Annotated in this window: 21 protein-coding genes; 6 read left to right on the top strand and 15 right to left on the bottom strand. The window is 47.0% G+C overall.

The annotated features are described in order from the left end of the window. Positions 1–247 precede the first annotated feature (247 nt). Positions 248–919 (bottom strand): hypothetical protein, encoded by a 672-nt coding sequence (locus tag ATL39_RS02170; RefSeq protein ID WP_120191647.1) that lies wholly within the window; start codon positions 917–919, stop codon positions 248–250. 316 nt (positions 920–1235) lie between these two features. Here ATL39_RS02170 and ATL39_RS02165 point away from each other — a divergent pair, with 316 nt between their 5' ends. Beyond that, on the top strand, positions 1236–1721 hold the full coding sequence (locus ATL39_RS02165; RefSeq protein ID WP_120191646.1) for an acyl-CoA thioesterase: 486 nt from the start codon (positions 1236–1238) through the stop codon (positions 1719–1721). A 75-nt stretch (positions 1722–1796) separates the two neighbouring features. On the opposite strand, the gene ATL39_RS02160 is transcribed toward ATL39_RS02165, so the two are convergent. The 9 genes from ATL39_RS02160 to ATL39_RS02120 form a co-directional block, all read right to left on the bottom strand. After that, positions 1797–2765 (bottom strand): sugar phosphate isomerase/epimerase family protein, encoded by a 969-nt coding sequence (locus ATL39_RS02160; protein ID WP_120191645.1) that lies wholly within the window; start codon positions 2763–2765, stop codon positions 1797–1799. Continuing rightward, on the bottom strand, positions 2762–3817 hold the full coding sequence (locus tag ATL39_RS02155; protein WP_120191644.1) for a Gfo/Idh/MocA family protein: 1056 nt from the start codon (positions 3815–3817) through the stop codon (positions 2762–2764). The genes ATL39_RS02160 and ATL39_RS02155 overlap by 4 nt, the downstream gene beginning before the upstream one ends. A gap of 48 nt (positions 3818–3865) precedes the next feature. Further along, positions 3866–4687 carry a carbohydrate ABC transporter permease gene (locus ATL39_RS02150; RefSeq protein WP_120191643.1) on the bottom strand — a complete coding sequence of 274 codons (822 nt, stop codon included), beginning with the start codon at positions 4685–4687 and terminating at the stop codon, positions 3866–3868. Between the two features lie 30 nt (positions 4688–4717). Continuing rightward, positions 4718–6049, bottom strand: coding sequence for a carbohydrate ABC transporter permease (locus ATL39_RS02145; RefSeq protein WP_120191642.1), 1332 nt, complete (start codon positions 6047–6049; stop codon positions 4718–4720). A gap of 19 nt (positions 6050–6068) precedes the next feature. Further along, a complete protein-coding gene (locus ATL39_RS02140) occupies positions 6069–7331 on the bottom strand; it encodes an ABC transporter substrate-binding protein (RefSeq protein WP_120191641.1) in 1263 nt (420 codons plus the stop codon). Between the two features lie 76 nt (positions 7332–7407). Then, on the bottom strand, positions 7408–8424 hold the full coding sequence (locus tag ATL39_RS02135; RefSeq protein ID WP_120191640.1) for a LacI family DNA-binding transcriptional regulator: 1017 nt from the start codon (positions 8422–8424) through the stop codon (positions 7408–7410). Positions 8425–8593: 169 nt separating this feature from the next. Continuing rightward, positions 8594–9355: an SDR family oxidoreductase gene (locus tag ATL39_RS02130; protein ID WP_120191639.1), complete on the bottom strand. Its 762-nt coding sequence runs from the start codon at positions 9353–9355 to the stop codon at positions 8594–8596. After that, positions 9352–9612: a hypothetical protein gene (locus tag ATL39_RS02125; protein ID WP_120191638.1), complete on the bottom strand. Its 261-nt coding sequence runs from the start codon at positions 9610–9612 to the stop codon at positions 9352–9354. Before ATL39_RS02125 ends, ATL39_RS02130 begins: the two co-directional genes overlap by 4 nt. Positions 9613–9715: 103 nt before the next feature. Beyond that, positions 9716–10615 carry an acetamidase/formamidase family protein gene (locus ATL39_RS02120; RefSeq protein WP_120191637.1) on the bottom strand — a complete coding sequence of 300 codons (900 nt, stop codon included), beginning with the start codon at positions 10613–10615 and terminating at the stop codon, positions 9716–9718. Positions 10616–10753: 138 nt separating this feature from the next. On the opposite strand from ATL39_RS02120, the gene ATL39_RS02115 reads away from it, so the two are divergent. Next, positions 10754–10984 (top strand): DUF896 domain-containing protein, encoded by a 231-nt coding sequence (locus ATL39_RS02115; RefSeq protein ID WP_120191636.1) that lies wholly within the window; start codon positions 10754–10756, stop codon positions 10982–10984. A gap of 64 nt (positions 10985–11048) precedes the next feature. Here ATL39_RS02115 and ATL39_RS02110 read toward each other — a convergent pair whose 3' ends face one another. The 4 genes from ATL39_RS02110 to ATL39_RS02095 form a co-directional block, all read right to left on the bottom strand. Then, the gene (locus ATL39_RS02110) at positions 11049–12347 is read right to left on the bottom strand and encodes a Zn-dependent hydrolase (RefSeq protein WP_120191635.1); all 1299 of its coding nucleotides are present in this window, start codon (positions 12345–12347) and stop codon (positions 11049–11051) included. Positions 12348–12358: 11 nt separating this feature from the next. After that, positions 12359–13591, bottom strand: a complete 1233-nt coding sequence (locus ATL39_RS02105) for a metal-dependent hydrolase family protein (RefSeq protein WP_120191634.1) — start codon at positions 13589–13591, stop codon at positions 12359–12361. Positions 13592–13606: 15 nt separating this feature from the next. Continuing rightward, on the bottom strand, positions 13607–14785 hold the full coding sequence (locus ATL39_RS02100; protein ID WP_120191633.1) for a hypothetical protein: 1179 nt from the start codon (positions 14783–14785) through the stop codon (positions 13607–13609). 116 nt (positions 14786–14901) lie between these two features. Further along, positions 14902–16683, bottom strand: coding sequence for a helix-turn-helix domain-containing protein (locus ATL39_RS02095; protein WP_120191632.1), 1782 nt, complete (start codon positions 16681–16683; stop codon positions 14902–14904). Between the two features lie 316 nt (positions 16684–16999). On the opposite strand from ATL39_RS02095, the gene ATL39_RS02090 reads away from it, so the two are divergent. Genes ATL39_RS02090 through ATL39_RS02075 form a run of 4 tightly spaced genes read left to right on the top strand, consistent with a single transcriptional unit; the run spans position 17000 to position 20294 of the window. After that, on the top strand, positions 17000–17650 hold the full coding sequence (locus ATL39_RS02090; RefSeq protein ID WP_120191631.1) for an ABC transporter permease: 651 nt from the start codon (positions 17000–17002) through the stop codon (positions 17648–17650). Between the two features lie 15 nt (positions 17651–17665). Next, positions 17666–18640 (top strand): ABC transporter ATP-binding protein, encoded by a 975-nt coding sequence (locus ATL39_RS02085; protein ID WP_120191630.1) that lies wholly within the window; start codon positions 17666–17668, stop codon positions 18638–18640. Positions 18641–18642: 2 nt separating this feature from the next. Then, positions 18643–19392, top strand: a complete 750-nt coding sequence (locus ATL39_RS02080; RefSeq protein ID WP_120191629.1) for an ABC transporter permease — start codon at positions 18643–18645, stop codon at positions 19390–19392. A gap of 11 nt (positions 19393–19403) precedes the next feature. Further along, a complete protein-coding gene (locus ATL39_RS02075) occupies positions 19404–20294 on the top strand; it encodes an ABC transporter substrate-binding protein (RefSeq protein ID WP_245960890.1) in 891 nt (296 codons plus the stop codon). A gap of 239 nt (positions 20295–20533) precedes the next feature. On the opposite strand, the gene ATL39_RS02070 is transcribed toward ATL39_RS02075, so the two are convergent. Then, positions 20534–20776: a DUF5683 domain-containing protein gene (locus ATL39_RS02070; RefSeq protein WP_120191627.1), complete on the bottom strand. Its 243-nt coding sequence runs from the start codon at positions 20774–20776 to the stop codon at positions 20534–20536. Between the last annotated feature and the right edge of the window lie 121 nt (positions 20777–20897).

Genomic DNA, 20897 nt, shown 5'->3' with positions numbered 1-20897 from the left:
TCTTCTTCGTCTTCTTCGTCTTCTTCGTCTTCTTCATCTTCGTCTTCTACTTCATCATCTTCGTCTTCTTCTACTTCATCATCTTCGTCTTCTTCGTCTTCTTCTTCGTAACCATCATACTTTTCTTCTTCTACTTCTTCTTCCTCAAGCCATTCCGTATCTTCATCGAAAACTTCGTGCTCTTCGTTTTCTTCAGATTCAGAAGCCAGACGTTCCTGCTCCTCGGCTTCTTTTTTTTCTTTATTTTTTAATTTTTTTTTTTGAAAAAGCCGCCTTTTTTTTCTTCCTCTTCTTCTGTTCCCTGAATTTTCTGGCCGGCCTTCACCATAGATTCGCCGACTTTGCCTTTTGCTGCTACAAGGCCGCCGCCCACTTTATTTTTAGCTGTTCCAAGAGATGATTTTACTTTTTCCGGAAGAGCTGAAGCAGATGCTGCTGCATCATTTGCTTTTTTCGCTTTTTTCACATTTTTAGCTGTCTTTTCTGTTTTGTCTGCGGCTTTCTTTACCGGCTTAGGAGCTGCTTTTTTTGCTTTTTCAGCTGTTTTGCCCGCTCCATTTTTTGCTTTTTTAGCCGTGCTTTTCGTGCTGTCCTTTGCTCCGGATGATTTCTTCTTTACGGCTTTCTTTGTATCCTCTGTACCTTTTTTTGCTTTAGCTGCTGGTTTTTTCACGTTTTCTTTCTCTCCATTCTCTTTATCCTTACTGGAAGGTTTCTTTTGAGCGTCATCGCTTTTTTTGATTGTAGCCGTTTTTGTTTTAGGATTCTTTTTATCTTTCATGTTTTCTTTCGCGTCTTCTTTTTTCTTTTGAAGTCTTTTAGTTGTTTCTCTGCTGACCATTGGCAGGGCTCCGCCTACCAGGCTGCCTACAGCCATTAATGCGTAAGTAACTTTGTTGCTGCTATTATTTTCAGCCAATTGAATGCACCGTCCTTCATCTTTTTATTATCCTATTAAGCACCATTACCCTTTTGTCCAATATTTAACCTTCTATTCTTTTACCTGTTGAAAAAAATATGTTATATAATCTCCAGAACTACTGATGTGTCAGTAATAAAAAATATGTATAACAAATCTATAAAATTTACAAATTAACAATGTTTTTATTATTTTTTTAATATATAAGCTTTAATATTTACCTTAAATTGGAATATTTTTGTCTTTTCACTGTTTGCTATCTCATTTATTTTCTTATAAACTTTATTTATCATTTATATATTAAAGGAGAACCTATATGTCCGATATTAGTGCTGTGAATCGTTCCCGTTCCACCCAGACCCGTTTGGTGCTTCCTCCGGATACGAATCATCTGGAGTCTATATTCGGCGGCAAAGTATTAGCCTATATTGATGAAATCGCCGCTATTGCAGCGATGAAGCATGCAAACAGTATTGTCGTAACCGCTTCTATCGACTCCGTCGACTTCGTTTCAGCGGCAAAGGTTGGAAATATCCTCGAGCTGGAGGCTTTTGTTACAGCGACCGGCAGAACCTCCATGGAAGTATATGTGAAAGTGCAGTCCATTGATGTAACTACCGGTACCACTGCCCTTACGACCGAATCCTTTCTGACTATGGTAGCTGTTAATGAAAGCGGCGATCCTATCCCCGTGCCGGGCGTATCTCCGGAAACCGAAGAAGAACAGCGGCTTTTCGATTCTGCCCCGGCCCGTAAAGAACACCGGAAAAAGCGGGCGTCAGTTTACAATAACCATGCCTGACGAACCAAGTTTCTTCTTATTAGTATAGTTAAAAATAAACTCCCTCCTGCATTTTAGCAGAAGGGAGTTTATTTTTTATGCCCACCACATATCGGATGGTTTTTCTACAATATTTACGCTGCGGAGGTTGTCGACGGCGCGCTGAAATCCTTCCGAAATGCTCATTAATGGATCTTCATGTTCGATACTGACGGTGTGGTCATAGCCGAACTTACGGAGCGTGCTGATCATGTCGCTCCATTCCTGCAGGCTGTGGCCGCATCCGACGGAACGAAAAGTCCAGGCCCGCTCCTGCACATTCTGGTAAGGCTGCATATCCGTCAAACCGTACATGTTTACATTGTCCCAATCAATATGGGTGTCTTTTGCATGGAAGTGATGAATCGCATCTTGTTTTCCAAGAATTTTAATAGCTGCGACTGGATCGATACCCTGCCACCACATATGGCTCGGATCAAAGTTGGCTCCGACTGCATCACATGTAGCGTCGCGGAGCTTAAGCACGGTGTACGGCGTATGCACGAGAAAACCGCCGTGCGGCTCAATGCCTACTTTAATACCGTGGTCTTTTGCATACGCCCCTGCTTCTTTCCAATATGGAATCAGCTTTTTCTCCCACTGCCAGTTGTAAATATCGCTGTATTCCTGCGGCCATGGAGCAACCGGCCAGTTCGGAAGCGTGGCATTGTCGTCGGCGCCGGCCACTCCGGAAAAATTATTCACAACTGGAACATTAAGCATTTCAGCCAGCTGTACCGTTCTGCGGAACACATCATCTGATTCCTTCGCATAAGCCTTGTCCGGCGCGATAGGATTGGAATGACAGCTGAAGGCGCTCACAGACAGGCCGCGCATATCGAGTGCTTCCTGAAACTGTTTACGCTTATCTTCATTTTGGAGAAGCCCTTCCAAATCAACGTGGGCGCTTCCTGGATTACCTCCTGTGCCAAGCTCTACCGCGTCCAGACCGGCGGCTTTTACTTTGTCCAGCATACCTTCGAATGAATCATTATTAAAAAGTACGGTGAATACGCCTATTTTCATTGCGTGACGCCTGCCTTTCTTACCGATGTGATGGTTTTTTCCCTGCTTGATTCAAGTGCTGCCAGAATAACATCCAATGCGCGTTTGCCGTCAGCTCCCGTAATCGGTACCGGTTTTTCGTTAATAACCGTATCCACAAATGCATCCACGATTCCGGAATTTTCCTGTCCGCCTGCCGCATTTGTCTGGATACCACCAAGATCATAGCTCGTCGTTTCTCCTGACGTATAGACAGCAATAAGAGAATACTGCGGATCATCTTCCAGACGGAGCATGCCTTTTTCTCCGTAGATCACAGTGGCATTGTCTTCAAACGGCTTGTAGGACCAACTGGCGGTAAGTGTACCGACAATACCGCTTTCCATTTTTAATACGCAGACAGCGTTATCGTCTACCGTTGTATTTTCTTTTGCTACGGTTTCTACAAATGCCCCGACTTCTGCCACAGGCTCATCAAAAAGAAACTGGATCAGGTCGGATTTATGAACGCCAAGGTCTCCCATAGCGCCGATAAAAGCCTCTTCCTTCCGGAAAAACCAGCTGTCGGCGCCATCTATGCTCCAGCCTTCCGGACCGCCGTGGCCAAATACCGTACGGAAGCTGTAAATTTTTCCGAGCGCTCCTTCTTCCAGCAGTTCTCTTGCTTTTACATGGGAAGGAACAAGCCGCTGGTTGTGGGCAACCATCAGCTTAGTGCCGCTCTTCTCCGCGGCTTCTATCATGTCCTGGGCCTCCTGCGAGGAGGTCGCCATCGGCTTTTCACAAAGAACATGTTTTCCCGCCTCGAGGGCGGCTATCGATACAGGGGCATGCATGTAGTTAGGCGTGCATACGCTGACGGCTTCAATAGAAGGTTCCTGCTTCAGCATTTCCTGATAATCGGTGTACGTTTGAACGGAGATGTTAAATTTCGTTTCTACTTCCTGAGCCCGCTCTTCCACCAGATCGCAGACAGCCACGATTTCTACTTCTCCTCCGGCGAGATATTCCGGAATGTGACGCTCTCTGGCTATGCTTCCGCATCCAACGATGCCAATCTTTAATTTACCCATCATGCAAAACCCCTTTTAAATAGTTAGTATTTTTTGACTCTTATGATGTTATTCTTTCACAGATCCGCTCGTTAATCCAGCCACAATGCGGCGCTGGAAGATTAAAACGAGAATAACAATTGGAATTGTCACGATAACCGTTGCGGCTGTAATGTCTCCCCACGGTACTGTATATTCACTCTGGTAAAAGGAAATCCCTACCGGAATCGTCCTCCAGGAGTCATCTGTGTTAATTGCAAGCGCGAATAAATACTCATTCCATGCCGCAATAAAAACAAGAATTCCAGTTGTGAATACGCCCGGGGCAGCAAGGGGAAGAATAATTTTTCTAAACGTCTGGAAAGGCGTTGCCCCGTCCAGCTTAGCAGATTCTTCCAGCTCAATCGGGATCTTCTGGAAAAACGTCGCCAGAATCCAGATTGCAAGCGGAAGACTGATCGTAATGTAGGGAATAATTAATCCAAGGTAGCTGTTGCGAAGACCCGCATCCGTCACAAAGTTAAAAATCGGCGACAGGATAGCAATCTGCGGGAACATGGATGAAGCAAGAACCAGCCCCAGAATCAGCCCTTTTCCTTTAATAGGAAGTCTTGTTACTGCATAGGCCGTAAAAGAGGCAAATGCCAGGGAAAGAATCGTAGTCGCTCCCGATACGACAAAACTGTTTAACATATATTGAAACAATGGCCGTGTCGTGATTGCAGACACGTAAGAGTCAAAGTTCATATTCGGAGTAAACCAGTTAAAATTTCCAAAAATTTCATTAGGCGGCTTCACAGAAGTAAGGAACACCCATAAAAAAGGAAACATAACCAGGAAAATAAAGAGAACCAGGAAGATATAAAAACCAATGCCTGCCTTTTTTTCCATCGCTGCCTTCCACACCTTTCTGTCGGTATTCTATCGTTTGGTTCGTTCTGCAAATAAGTCAGAACCGATCATCTTCACAAAAATAACGCTGATAATGGCGACGCTGACAAAGACAATAACGGATAAGGCTGAACCTGCACCAAAGTTCTGCTGCTCAAACAGAGCTTTATAGGCGTAAACAGAAATGGATTCTGTCGCGTTGGCCGGGCCGCCGCCTGTCAGAACGTAAATCAGGTCAAATACCCGGAAGGCATCCAGCGTTCTGAAAAGAAGGGCAACAAGGATGGCTGGTTTCAAAAGCGGCAGCGTAACGCTTACAAACTGCTGCCATCTGTTGGCGCCGTCTACCTCAGCGGCTTCATACAAGGATCTTGGAATCGTCTGCAGACCGGCGAGCAGCAGCAGCGCCATATAAGGCGTCGTTTTCCAGACATCCGCTAAAATAATGGAGAACATGGAGCCGCCTGCGGTTGTAAGCAGAACCCCGGGGTCGGATATGAGGCCAAGCTGTGCCATATAATGAGCAACTATCCCCGACTGCCCGTCGTATAAATAACTCCACATCATCGCAGCAACAGCTGTCGGAATAGCCCAGGGCACCAGAACCGCTGTCCGGACAAGTCCCCTTCCCTTAAAAGCTCTGTTAATCAAAATCGCGACACTTAAACCGAGAATAAGTTCAAAACCGACCGATGCAACCGTAAAAACAACGGTATTACCCATAGCGGTCCACGTTCTTGCATTTGTTAAGTATTGGGCATAGTTCTCGGCCCCGACGAAATTGGAGTCAAGCACCGACCCCTGCAGGCCTTCGAGCTGAGACGCCATGTAACCAAATTCGACGGCTTCCTCTTCACCCAGATTTTCCTGATAGGACCGGATCGTATCGATATGTGTACTGAGTGCCTGGTCAAATTCACTTCCCCAGTCGCCGTCAAGCGATGCGATAAGCAGTCCGCTTGAAATAGGTTCAAAGTTTTCCAGGCGGTTGTTAACTTCGTTATACTGCTCCTGCATAGCTTCATCTTCCATCAAGGCTTCATGGTATTCATTCATCGTTGCTTCGGCGGCTTCAAGATCTTCCGCTGCCTCCGGCTCCAAATCACTCAGCTCGGTAACCGATTGTTCGATTAAGTAGCGGTTATCGGCATACGTTTCCATGTTAAGGCTTTCGGACATAATCCGCTCGGAGCGGGTCGGGTCATTCAGCCGGTAATCAAAAAGGCTGTTCCAGCCCGAGAGCATAATCGGCCAGATGACGACCAGCAGAATTAATATAATAGAAGGCGCAATCATTGTGTAGCCCAGCTGTTTTTCGCTGAGCTGAAACGGTCGTTTGTTCTTCTTGTCTTTTTTAGCCATGTCAGGTCCCCCTATTCCTTTACTCGGCAAATGCTGCTTTCATTTTTCTTTCCATGTTTGCAGCTGCCTCTTCTGCTGTAATCGTTCCTGCCGCTGCACTTGAAAGTTCAATCTGCATAATGTCGGAGACCTCCGGATAAATTCCGGTTACCGGCCGTGCTACCGCATTATCCAAAGTTTCCTGGAACACCGGGTCAGCAAACAGTTCGTTGGCGGCGGTTACTTCTTCGTCCTCGTAAAGGCTCTCAATCGTCGGAGCTCTGGCTCCTTCCAACGCACCAATTTTCTGTCCTTCTTCACTGCTTAAAAATTTAACCAGTTCCCAGGATTCCTCAATATGTTCAGAGCTCTTATTAATCATTGTCGACCAGCCCCCTAATGAAGATGCATTTCCTTCCGGACCTGAAGGCAGGGCGGTTATACCAACATTATCAGGCACCTGTGATATTTCGGGATCCGTAGACGTAGAAAGCATATACGGCCAGTTTCTTGCGAAGACCGTATTCCCCTCCAAAAAGGCATTTTCTGTTTCGATTTCCTGAAAGTTAAGAATATTGTTAGGAACATAGTCGCTTTGCATCATTTCCACCATTTTTTCAATACCGGCAATTGCTTCCGGAGAATTAACGACGACTTCCTGGTTTTCGTTGATAACCTGACCGCCGTAGGCGCTGATATATTCCATTGAGGTAGTGACAAGTCCTTCATACTGTGAAGCCTGTGTAGCAAAACCGAAGCTCGTTCCGCCTTCCCCCTGCAGATCAAGTGCCATCGTTCCAAGCTCGTCCCAGGTTTCCGGAGGTTCTTCTACAATGTCAGTGCGGTAATATAGAATACCTGCATCTGTATAAGAAGGCAGGGCATACTGACGGCCATTTAACGATCCAGATTCAATCGTTGCCGGAAAATGGGCATCCAGATCCACGTTGTCTCTTTCAATCAACCGGTCAAGCGGCAGTACATACCCTGCCTGCCCGAATTCAGCCGGCCAGACCACATCAGACGCAAAGATATCAATCTCCGGGCTGCCGCTGCTCATAAGCGTGACATACTGATTGTGCGCTGCCCCGCTGTCAGGCGGCATCTCCCTTACTTCTACATTAATATTGGGATTTTGTTCTTCAAATGCGGCAAGCATGGCATCAGTCGCCGGGGTAGTATCAGTACCGCGGGCATACGTAATGGTTACTTCCTCTTCGCCGCCTCCGATATTTTGTGCAACGGAGGAACACCCGCCAAGAAAAACGAGTACGCCAGCCATTGCTACAGGTAATACTTTCATCGCAAACCCTCCCTGTTTTCTTTTTTATCACATTGTTTCCAAAACGTTTCGGATTATGTTTGTATCTGTCCCCCGTTTAACGTCTTGGCGGACAGGTGGATTTTCTGACGAGTAGGGATCCTGGTATAATCACTCTCGTCTTCGTCTCCTTACCCTGCAGCCGGTTAATTAAAAGTTCCGCAGCAGTATTTCCCATTTTGTATTTGTTCTGATGCACCGTGGTCAATGCAGGCGTTGTGTACTGGGAAATGACGAGGTTATCGTAGCCGACTACGGATAATTCATCCGGAAGTTCATATCCCAGCTGCTGCGCTGCCCTCATTACACCCATTGCCATGAGGTCGCTCGAACAGAAAACAGCTGTAATTTCAGGGAATTCCTCCAGTAGTTCAATCGATCTGGCGCAGGCTTCTTCTTCATTAAAGTAAGCAAGCCTGACTTTCTTTTCATTAAAAGCAATCTCTGCTTCCTGCAGACCTTCCTTGTAGCCTTTCATGCGCTCCAGACTTATGTAGGCTTCGTCATCCCCGTTAATGAAAGCTATCTCCCGATGCCCAAGTGATACTAAATGACGTACCGCTTCTCTTGCGCCTGCCGCATTATCTGCAGACACGAAGCTCGTCGTTTCATTCTCTCCAGGGTGATCAATGAAAACGCATGGTACACTGCTTTCTTCCATTTGCTGAAGGAACGCATCATCATGGGCAAGACCCTGTGAAATAACGCCTTCAATCTGACGTTCGCTGCAGAGCTGATGGTAGGTTTTTCCCTGCCGCTTCGCAAATTCGGATTGAAACAGGATCATGTCATAATCAGCGCAGCTTGCGTACTCGTTTACGCCGGAAATCACATCCATTGTAAACGTATCTTTCGGATTGGATGGAAATGAACTGGACGTAAGCAGTCCAATCGTGCTTGACTTGTTCGTCACCAGGCGCCTTGCTGTCATATTCGGGCTGTACTGCATTTTTTCGGCGACGTCTTTAATACGCTGCCGCGTTTTTTCATTTACGTCATCGTACCCGTTCAAGGCTCTGGAAACGGTGGTGACAGAAACGTTGGCAGCTTTTGCAATATCTTTGATTGTGACCATTTTCTCTCAGCCTCCAAAACGTTTCGGTTTGTATAAATTTCATTATAGAAAACGCTTACAATTTATGCAAGCACTTTTTTTATCGGCAAACATGTATATACAAGAAAAGCCTGACAGGCGAAGCACTTTCCGCACCGAAAAAAATTTCCTGAAAGAAAAAAGGATTTCTTCAGCTGCGAAGAAATCCTCCTTCCGAATGAATAACCTGACCGGTAATCCAGGAAGCCTCTTCCCCGGCCAGAAAAGCTACTAGGCGGGCTGCATCTCTCGGTCTGCCAAGACGGCCGCGCCCGAATTTAGGTTCGAGCAGTGCTTTCGTCTGCTCGTCCATCCAGCCGCTGTCTGTTGGACCCGGATCTACAGCATTAACCGTTATGCCAAGCGGTGCCGCTTCTGCCGAAAAAGAGAGGGTAAATGCAGACAGTGCCCCTTTCGTAGCGATATATGCCAGTTCCCCGGGCATAGGGCCCTGTTCCTGCCCCGAAGTCATGATAATAATCCGCCCTTCCGACCCCTGGAACCGCCTTGCAAACATAGTGCTCAAAAGCATGGTTGTACGCATGTTCACTTCATAATGGCGGTCGATCATTTCCGCTGTAAGGTTCTCGTAGCCGTCTCTTGTAGAATAGGCAGCATTATTAACAAGAATATCCGGAGGCCCGCATGCTGTATAGACAGCATCGAGCAGTTTTTCAGCCGCATCCGGCAGTGCCAGATCAAGTTCCATGCTTCTGCAGGAAACGCCTGCGTCCAGCATTTCCTGTTCGAATCCGTCGGCAAACCCGTCTTCGCTCTGCCAGTAAACGAAAAAGATATCTATCTCTTTAGCTGCCAGCTCTCTGCATATTGCAGCTCCAATTCCGTTATTATGACTCACTCCCGTAATAACTGCGCGCTTCCTTTCGATACTATCCCCTCCAGAGTCTTCTATTCATTTTTCTCCGCACTGTATTCATTCTCGAAATACCGGTCCCGTTCCTTTATTTTTTCTTCCGTGTGAGCCTCATCTTCTTCCTTATCCTTTTGTTTTCCCTGGATAATCTGCAATATGAATCCAAAAATAAGCAGAAATCCACCTAGAAATAAGTTAGCATTCTGCGTCAGCACAATGATATTTCCCAGATCAAGTAAAATTAAAGTACCACCTGTAACAGCAAAGATAGTGTATAAAATCTTCCATATCTTCATTAGGTTCTCCTTTTCAATCACCGGCATTATTTCCCATATATGTATTTTAACCTGAATAAAGTATAAAAAAACCTGCCTTTTTGCAGGCAGGTTTACTTCACTATTAAAGAAAGCTGATTTTCAGCGGTTCCAGGTCTTTTTTCTGCAGCATCATCCGTACCGTAACCAGTGGATCGACTACCTGGCATACCTCAACCTGGCCGGCTGCGCTTAGAAACATGACGGCATTGTTTTTGTCCATGTCACTTTCCCGGGCTAACAGGCCGGCTAAAAAAGAAGTCGCGCGGTGAATCCCCTCTTCAAGCGTAGCAGCCGAAGAAATCACACCAATCTCTGTTTCGTTTTCCAGAAGCGGCATGGACAGCTGTTTGTTTTTAATTACTTCAAAAGTAACCGTCGCACGTCCCGCAGCTTCAATGCCGGTCACCCCGACTTCACCGTCCCCCATAGCCGCATGCATGTCCCCGAGGCCGAAAAGAGCCCCCGGTGCGGATACGGGAAAATAAAGCACGGCTCCTTCTTCTATTTTTTTGTTATCCATATTGCCGCCGTGGTCTCCGGGAGTGCCATTGGAGACGGCTTCGCCTTCAGGGGCAACGCCGATCACACCGATCATTGGGTTCAGATCCAGGGAGATGCCGTAGCCGAAATCACCTTTATTCTGCTGGAGGGGTATCTTTTTAAATATAAGGTCCTCCATTTCCTCTTTCATGACGCCGAGCCCTTTACCTACTGCCATCATGCCGTAGTCTGCGAGCTCGATTTTATTAATCGTCACCTTGAGGCAGTCACCCGGCTCCGCCTCTTCTATGTAAACCGGTCCTGTAGCCGGGTTAATCCGGTCCCAGTCGATCTCTCCGTAATTGTCTCCTTCTTCTGTTACCTGATTTTCAAAACAATCATATGTTTCCAGAGTGAGCGTCGTGCCGGAAGGAACCGTTACAGCTGCTTCCCTGTCTTTGGAGAAGCTGTAAAACATATTTTCTTTTGCTACTGTTTCCATCTGCCTGCCTCCTTTGTTTTATTACGGATAGTATAGCAAAAATCTCCTCTGCTTCCTATGTATTGCATTTTATGGATTTATCTATTATAATAAACATATACCCAGTAAGGGTATAAACAAAAAGGAAGGGGAATTCACATGATTGCTGTTTTACCGAGAATTAACGAACTAGCCAACAAATCCAAAAGGACGGGACTCAGCGCGGAAGAAAAAGCCGAGCAGAGGCAGCTTCGTGAAGAGTACCTTCAGGCCGTCCGGGGCGCCTGCGATGCAACCCTGCTTCAGACAACGGTGAAAGATCCGCTTGGAAATGACGTTACACCCGATAAACTAAGAGAAGCCCAAGGCGTGACTAAACTATACCATTAAGAAATAAAATAGTATTCTCATCTGTTTTAAAAACTCCGCGGCCCAAAAAGGCTGCGGAGTTTTTTTATTGATCCATCGATTCGATATACTTTTTCAATACATGCACGCCCTGTACCCCGTCGTTTAACGAAGTCCATTCCGCCGGATTGTGGCTGATGCCGTCTTTGCTTCGGACAAACAGCATGGCCGCAGGCAGATGATGCCCGACGATCATAGCATCATGCCCGGCTCCGCTTGGCATTTCCACCGGCCGCAGCCGGCGCGATTCCAACGCTCCTCGCAGCAGATATTTTAAATTTTCGGCAATCGGCACCGGCTTCACCTTTAACGTCTGCTGCTGCGTGCATTCAATATTATAAAGAGCTGCCGCTTTCTCAGCTGCCTTCATGATGCGCCGGACGACTTCGTCTCTTGTTTCCTCCTCAATGTCACGGATATCAACAACCATCTCCACCCGGCCTGGTATGACGTTCGCTCCGTTTGGAAATACCTTCAGTTTCCCTACTGTGGCTACCGCCGTGCCGCTTACGCTGACCGGTATATCCGGCACATTCCTCACAAATTCGCCGGCAGCGACAAGAGCATCCCGGCGCTCCCCCATGGGGGTATTACCAGCATGCCCGGCACTTCCCGTAAAGACAACTTCCAGCCAGCTCGGCCCGGCGATCCCGGAGACAATTCCGACAGGAAGATTTTCCTGCTCCAGGCGGACGCCTTGTTCAATATGCACTTCTACAAAAGCCGCAATTTCGGAAAGGTTTCGTTCTGCCTTATAAAAACCTTCCTCCGTCAGACCTGTATCTGCCAGAACCTCCGCAAACTCTCTTCCTTCCTGATCGGTAAGCCCGCTTTGAATAGATGGATCAATTTCGCCGGTCATGGCCCGGCTTCCGGTTAAACCATTATTAAAACGTGCTCCTTCTTCATCTGTAAAAATCACCACTTCATAGCTTCGTTTTGGCTGATATCCCATCTCTTTCCATGCCTCTGCCACCTCGAGCGCCGACAGGACGCCGAGCGGCCCGTCAAAGTGCCCGCCCTCCGGAACGCTGTCTACGTGAGATCCGCTCAAAAGCGCGGGAAGGTCAGGCTCCCTGCCTTCCAGACGTCCGAATACATTACCGGCACTGTCCTCCGACACAGCAAGATCTGCTTTTTTCATCCAGCTGATCACCAGGTCCTTTGCCTGCCTTTCCTCTTTGGAAAAGCCGAGGCGCCGGCTGCCCCCGCTTTCGGTCAGCCCGATTTCAGAAAGAGCGTGCAGACGGGAGGCCAGCCTTTCTCCGCTGATGCCATCGTAGGAATATTCCATGCTGTAGTCGTTGAGCAGTTTTTTATATAAATCCCAGTTATCTGTCTGCATGTGCTCACCTGCTACTTTTGGTTTTTGTAAATCTTTCCGTCTTTCATTACAAAGCAGATCGTTTCGCTTTGTTCCAGCGAGCGGATATTCTCGAGCGGGTTCGTTCTGCTGAGAATCACATCCGCAATCTTGCCCGTTTCTATCGTACCCAGCTCTTTTTCCCAGCCAAGACATTCGGCCGCGGTCTTTGTAGTAGCCACAACAGCTTCCATTTCTGTCATGCCGATATCGCACATAAGCCCGAGCTCACGCAGATTTGTTCCATGCGCCATAACCCCGGCATCCGTTCCCATCGCAATTTTGACGCCTGCTTTATAGGCTTTGGCGATACTTGCTTTGTGGGTTTCGAACACCTGCTTTGATTTTTCCACCGCATAAGGGGCCATGGAATCATCGGTTTCCCCCGCTTCTAGAACCGACAGCGGCGCAAGCAGCGTCGGCACAAGGAACGTACCGTTCTCGAGCATCAGCTCGATGACTTCATCATCAATATAAATGCCGTGCTCAATCGAATAGATTCCGGCCCGGATCGCATTTTTAATTCCTTCCGCCCCCTGGGCGTGGGCCATCACTTTGACTCCTTTGCGGAACTTAGCTTCCTCTACCATTACCTCCAGCTCTTCGCGGGAAAACTGCGTGAATTCCGGATGATCGGTCGGACTCGTCACACCCCCGGTGGCGTGCACTTTAATAACGTCCGCTCCGGCGCGAAGCATTTCCCGGACCGTTTTGCGTACTTCTTCTTTTCCATCACAAATGCCATTTGGCATACCGGGATATGTCTGCGGCGTCGTATCCACGCCGGAATGGTTCCAATTGTCGCCGTGTCCGCCGGTAATAGTGAGCGGATTGATGCTCACCTGCATGCGCGGTCCTTCTACAAGACCGCCCTCAACGGCCTTTTTCATCCCTACGTCTGCAAAACCTGCATCACGGACGGAGGTAATGCCTGTGTTGAGCGTGCGTTTTAAATAATGGATGCTTTCATAAAAACGGTAGGAAAATGGAGTTAAAATCGAATCCTGGACGTTTTTAATCTGCAGGGCCATATGCACATGGGTATCAATCAGGCCGGGAAGAATATACTTACCGCCTGCATCAATAACTTCGGCATCTTCCGGTACCTGTAAGTCTGTGCCTATTTTTTCGATACGGTTATCTTTAATCAACACCGAAATATTCTCGATAGGGGCAGTCCCTGTCCCATCGATCAGCGTTCCATTTTTAATAATAGTAAAGCTCATGTCAGATCCACTCCTTTATATCGTCTGAATAAGAATACTTGCAATAACGATAGAACCTACTGTTACAGAGGTAAATCCTCCAATAAGCATCGGGGCGACGAGCTCGCTCATGATCCGCTTCTGCTCCGCCTCATTGCGTCCGACACTGCGGCTGACTTCTTCTACAATTAAATAATCACCCGGAAATCCATAAAGAGCCGTCAGGACAACAGGAATCGACTTGGTCGGCTTCCACTTAAACAATTTACCGCCGATTACAGCCCCCAGCACCAGACCGGTTGTACCGATCAGGATGATGCAGAAAACCGGCAGCAGAGACGAAACGACCTGATCCCACGTGACCCCGACAAGCGAGTTCACGACGACGACAATTAACGCAACCATCGTAATTCCTGAACTGTTTGCTTTATCCATCGTACGCTCCGGATAAAAACGAAGAGCCGCTCCCGTAATACCTATGGCAAGGGCCCAAATACTGTTATTGACTCCGGTTAAACCGTCCAGGCAAACAGCCAGGGCTCCACCGATAAACAGCAGAAACAACAGGAAGAAATTGCTTTTCATATACTTCTCCGGAAACAGCATTTTTTTCGGCTCATCTGTGGAAAGGGCGCTTTCCTTCAGAGCTTCGTCTCCTTCTGTCATATACTCTTCATTATAAATGTCCTCCCGGATGGTATGGGCGTATTTACTCAGCAGAATCGACGTCAGCGGCATACCGACCAGATTTTGCAGTGTAAACACAACAACCGGTATAGCAGCCAGCGTAATAAGTCCCGCTTCTGCCAGTCCTTCCGATGTAACAATATAAGCAATAATACCGCCTGTCAGCGGTCCGGCTCCAGCTACTGCCGTGCCATATCCAAACAGCGGCGTAATAATGGCAAGCATCGCCGCCACTGATATAATAAGACCGATCAGCGTGATCGATACAGCCTTGTACTGTTTAATAATGACGGCCAGGGGAATCATCGTGCCTAAATGAACGATAAGAACAGGCACGAGCATACCGCCGAACGCTACCAGATTCGATGCCTCTATGTATGATTCCGGCAGGATACCTGTCTGAAGCAGAATAAAAACAGAAGCGACCACCACAAGAAGCGTGGGAATTTTCGCTCGGGAAGATAAAGAAAGCACTTCTCCCAGAGCAATAATGGCGACTAAGATGACTGCTATAAAAATTGGCTCCATGTCGATTCCTCCCTTAATAAGTCTGAATGTTAAAACTATAAGATAATTCAAACAAATATTAAATAGAGGTAACCAACAAACATTTGGGTGATTGTTTGTCGATTACCTCCAACTAGTTATTTTGTATTCAAGTATTCAAGAATATGAAGCCCCAGCTGCAGCTCAAACAGCTCCCGGCCGTCCAGCTTATCCGTCTGCAGCAGCTGATATATCGAATGCAGGCGGTACTTAATGGTATTCACATGCACATACAGCTTCTTCGCACTAGCCGCCATATTTTGATTGGATTCCACATACACTTTGAGCGTTTTCAGAAGCTCGGTTTCGTGTTTTCTGTCGTGTGCGGCTACCCGTCCGAGTACTTCATCAGCGTAATCCTGAAGCTCCCCCCGCTCCATTTTTAAAAACAAACGGTACGGCCCAAGCTGCCGGTATGTCATAAGAGCCCGGCTTCCTTCTCCTGTCTGCAGATACTGCACGCAGCGTTTGGCGTCTTGATAGGATAAATGAACATTCTGCAGTTTATCCACCACTTGTCCGAAGCCGGCGAGGCTTTTCAGCTCACACTCCTGTCCGCCGTAATGGATAATTGAAGTAAACAGCGGCTCCAGCGTATCAAAAACGCTTTGTTCCGAAGAAGAGGAGGATACGGTGAACATAAATGTTACTTCCATATTTCGTTCATACACGAGCGTTTTAAACGGAAAGCTTTCCATTTCTCTATAAATAACGCGCATGAGCTGCTTTTTCTTTTCTCCTACTTCCTGAAAAGGAAGCAGCGGGTCTCTGACATACAGATGCACTACAGCGTAATGATGGCGGTCATGCTCCGGGAAATTCAGCCGCGTCAGGGCGTCGGAGGAAAGCTCATTGTAAGGCGCGTGAATCAGCTGTTCGAGCACGGCCCCGGAATAATGGAAGTCTTCTGCAAGAAAACGATCCCGGCGGTTCATTTCCATCGCAAATATCGTAATCGCCTGTTCAATAGCAAACTGATCGAGCGGGTCAAACACCGTCTCCTTTTCTACAATAATAGCAAGCAGGCCGAGAACAAGTCCGTCCGCCTGTATAGGCAGAAAATACGTCAGATAGGGATCACCGTTCAGCAGCGCCTCGTTCGTAGAAGTACTTTTTCTGCTGATCGCATATTTTAACAGCGGCCCGGCTTCTATTTTAAGAGCTTCCCCTTTTTCTGCCGCGTCTTTATCCGACACCGCCAGCACGTCGGTCCGTTCATTAAACACCACGACTTTCTCCTGAATGAGCCCCGCCAGCGCTTTCGTAATATCACTGAGCCCTCCTTTGGCCAAAGAGACTTTGGAGAGCTCTTCATGAACAAGTTTTGTCCGTTTATTCTGTGAAAAAAGCCGTGCATTTTCAACAGCGATGGAAGCCTGGCCGGCAAAGGTTTCAAGCAGCTGCAGATCTGATTGATCAAACTGCCGGTCTTTTTCAAATATATCGACCGTCAGTACACCGAGGCATTTGTCCTCCGCGGACATAATCGGCACGCAGATCGCACTCACCGGATAAGCCATTTCCCCCAGGGAACGGGCATAATAGTGTTCCGAATTGCCGGTGAGATTTTTCATTCCTTCCACTGTATGATCGAGCGAAGAGAAAATATTTCCCTTTTGGGACACGAATGTCTTTCCGCTCATTCCTTCCCCCGGTGCGAGGCGGACATGCCTGAGCTGCTCCATATCAAATCCGATGGCACTTTGGGCATACAGCGTATTCGAACGACTTTCATACAAAAACAGAACGGCCGCGTTGGCACCGCCGATCACGTTCAGCACTTCTTTAATCAGCTGATGCAGCACTTCCGGCAGATCTCTGGTAGAGTTCAAGACTTTTACTGCATTGATTACGCTCATCAGCCGCTTCTCTGTTTCCATATCTGTGTCCCCTTTTTGATTTATTTTATTAGTTTATCAAAAAGAAAACAGCTCCGCTTCTGCGGACTTTATTTGATGATATAAAACAGGCCATTATAAATAATACCGATTTCTCTTCTAAGCGGTTTAGTTGTTGTGAGACGCAGCTATCACCGATTAGATAGGTATATCCCTCTGTGACAGGGTTTGTATTAAAAATACTATAGTGATATGATAAATTTATTCACAATGGTCCGGTAAATACAGGAACGAGAAAAGTCTGTATGTTGTCTATGCGGCAGGAACAGGCTTTATTTTAAGTAAAGGAGAACACGTGATGAATGAATTGATCGAATATTTTGTCAAAAACTATCCATTTCTTTGGGGCTACATGCTCGACCATCTCGAAATTGTCGGTCTCGCTACGATTACCGCGATTTTGATCGGGGTACCGATTGGCATTTATTTAACGACCAACAAATATCTGGCCGGTACTATTCTGCAGCTCGCCTCCGTTTTTATGACTATCCCGAGTATTGCTTTATTTGGCGTCATGATTCCCGTCCTGTCCGTTATTAATCAGGGGGTTGGATTTCTTCCCGCCTTTCTTGCACTTGTGCTTTATTCCCAGCTTCCAATCATCCGCAATACGTATACAGGCATTCAAAACGTCGACCCCCAGCTGCGTGATGCAGCAAACGGACTCGGCATGACGACCCTGCAGCGGTTGTGGAAGGTCGAAATCCCGAACGCCATGCCGTTGATTATGGCGGGGGTCCGTACAGCAACCGTACTTAATATCGGAATCGGAGCCATCGCCGCGTTTATTGGTGCAGGCGGCCTCGGCGTTGTCATTTATCAGGGAATTGTCCGCGCGAATACTACTATGGTGCTGGCCGGAGCGATCTCTGTCGCTGTTGTGGCCATACTGGCTGATTTTATTTTAAAACTGATTCAAAAGAAACTGACGCCGAAAGGCGCTAACTAATTAGAGGGTGACGATATGATACAGTTCGATAATGTAAATAAAGTGTATGAAGGCGACGTAAAAGCAATCAACAATGTGGATTTAACGGTGCCAGACGGAGAGATGGTTATTCTAATCGGTCCTTCCGGCTGTGGAAAAACTACGCTTCTCCGTATGGTAAATCAGCTTGAAACCATCTCGAGCGGCTCCATTCTTTTAAACGGAGAAGACGTAACGACGCTCGACAAAATCGAGATGCGCCGCAAAATCGGCTACGTTATTCAAAGCAACGGTCTGTTTCCAAACATGACCATCGAGCAGAACATGATGATCGTTCCTCAGCTTCTCGGCTGGGACCGTGCGAAAAAGCGCGACCGCTTTAACTACTTAATGGATCTTATCGGCCTGAACCCGGATGAATTTAAAAAACGATTTCCCCATGAACTATCCGGCGGCCAGCAGCAGCGAATTGGTGTGGCCCGGGCTCTCGCGGCTGATCCGCCCGTAATGCTGATGGATGAACCATTCGGCGCCCTTGATCCGATTATCCGCGCCCGCCTTCAGGAGGAATTTCTGCAGATTCAGCGTGAAGTGAAAAAGACCATTCTATTTGTTAGTCATGATATTGATGAAGCTGTCAAAATGGGAGATAAAATTGTGCTTCTCCGGGACGGTGAAGTGATGCAGTATGATACGCCCGCTGAAATTTTAAATCATCCGAAAAATGAATTCGTCAATGAGTTTGTCGGCTCTGACCGCGTACTGAAAAGTATGAGCCTGTATACGGTAAAAGACCTGTACAAAGCTTTCACGCTGAAGCCGAACTTCGAATCCAAAGACATCCGGACAATTAACGAAGACACCTCACTCCGGGTGGCCATATCCATGATTTTAAACCAGGAAGCAGACCAGCTTGTTATTGAAGACAATGAAGGCAATAATCACGGCAGCCTGACAATGGATCTGCTGGAACAATTTCTTCATAAAGAAATTAAAGGACAGGAGGGCTGAGGATGGACACGTTTAATAAACGGACAGCCCTTGTCGTAAAAATTCTTCTTTGGACGGCCATTGCAGCTTTTTTCATCTGGGGATTCTCCCAGGGAATGTTCCGTCAGATTTACGAACAGCCCGGTCTTTTTCTTGAACTTCTTGGGGAGCATGTTCTCATTATTTTTGCTTCCGGGTTTGCAGCTGTACTTATTGCCGTGCCGCTGGGCATTTTCGTTACCCGTCCGGCATTCCGCCGGACCGAGTGGTTTATCGTCACGGTTGCCAACCTTGGCCAGACGATTCCAAGCCTCGCTGTTCTGGCGCTCGCCATGGGTGTCCTCGGCATTGGTGTGGAGGCGGCGATTCTTGCTTTGTTTGTATACTCGCTTCTGCCTATTCTGCAGAACACGATTGCCGGCCTTGATTCCGTTGATGAAAACACTAAGGATGCAGCGCGCGGCATGGGTCTGACAAACCTGCAGATTCTCTGGAAAGTGGAGCTTCCGAATGCGGTCGTGTCCATCATTGCCGGAATCCGTACAGCGCTTGTTATTAACATCGGCACGGCAGCTCTTGCCTACCTTGTTGGAGCCGGCGGCCTCGGGGTATGGATTTTTACCGGCATCCGTCTGTTTGATAATTCATATTTAATTTCAGGCGCCGTGCCCGTTACGCTTCTAGCGATCGCTGTGGACCTGCTGTTCCGCTACCTGGAGCGTGTTCTTACCCCTAAAGGGCTGATTCTGGCCCGGGAAGCAAATGAAGCATAGGAGGCTGAATCATGAAACGATTAATTGGAATTAGTATGCTGGCCTTAGTGCTTGTGCTCTCTTCCTGTTCAGTAGGCGGAAAATCCGTGAAGGTTGGCGCCAAAAACTTTACCGAACAGGCTATTCTCGCTAAAATGTCGGTTTTCTTATTAGAAGATAACGGCTTTCAAGTAGATGAAATTTCCGAGTTGGGAAGTACGGCGCTTCGGCAGGCGCTCGAGACCGAGCAGATTGATATTACGTGGGATTATGTAGGCACCGGGCTTGTTACTTATTTGGACCAGCCGCCGATTGCCGACTCCGAAGAAGCCTTTGCAGAAGTAAACCGTCTCGATGCGGAAAACGACATTGTCTGGACGAACCTGACGGAGGCAAATAATACGTATGCGATCATGATGCAGGAGGAGGAAGCTGAAGAGCTGGGGATTGAAACAATCAGCGATTTTGCTGCCTATATTAATGAAAATCCGGGGGAAATTAACTTTGCTACCGATGCCGAGTTCGCCAACCGTGCGGATGGCCTGGCCGGCATGGAAGAGTTTTATGATTTTTCCCTGGAAGGAAGCATCACTGAGCTTGAAACAGGCCTTTATTATAATGCCCTGAACAACAATGAAGTGAACGCTTCTGTAGGGTTTTCCACCGATGCCCGTATTGATGATTTCGGCTTCCGCGTACTCGAAGACGATCAAGGATTTTTCCCTTCCTACAGCGCCGCCGTTTCCATGACGGAGGACGTCTATGAAGAATATCCGGAAATCGAAGAAATCTTCGCACCACTGGAAGATATTCTCGACAGCGAAACCATGCGTGATCTCAATTACCAGGTTGATATTGAAGGAGAAAGCGTCGAACTCGTCGTTCAGGATTTTCTACAGGAAAATAATCTAATAGAAGAGTAACAAACAAGACTGTTCTAAAAGTCTATTTAAAAACGAAACCCTTATATGATGCTCTGATAATAAAGATAGAAACTGAACCAGACGGAAACTTTCGGCAGAAATGACCATCCTGGCAATATAAAAACAACCGTGTATTCCTCTAAAAAGGAATACACGGTTGTTTGGTTTGTCTTTTTTTTATTACAACATAGAATAAAATCTACAAAATAAATTATGGGACAACCACGAATGGTTTATATTTACCGCCTGGCTCCTGCCCGCTTGTTATCCTTATCCGCTCTGCGGTAAGCATCATAAATTGCATAGACCCAGAAAATAAAGTAGGTAACATATCCAATAAGAATAGCCATCAGAAGAATATTCACAGCCTGAATTGCAATAATAATTAACCCTTTAAAAATTTGTCCATTATAAATCTGCCCTAAGCCGGGAATTAAAAAACTCAATACGGCGGCAAGACCGGGACTTTTCATCATATTCATCACGCTGCCTTTTCTAATAATAATTACTATTTATCTTTACCCTTTTTTCCAGGCATTTACGCTTATTTTCCACAAATACGTCCCAGGACGTAGAAAAACGCGCTTCTCTATTAGAGAAACG

Origin of the sequence: Sinobaca qinghaiensis (assembly GCF_003610495.1) — a bacterium.
Classification (GTDB): Bacteria; Bacillota; Bacilli; order Bacillales; family Marinococcaceae; genus Sinobaca; species Sinobaca qinghaiensis.
The sequence above is the reverse complement of the archived record's forward strand: the minus strand, read 5'-3'. Positions and strand labels throughout refer to the sequence as shown.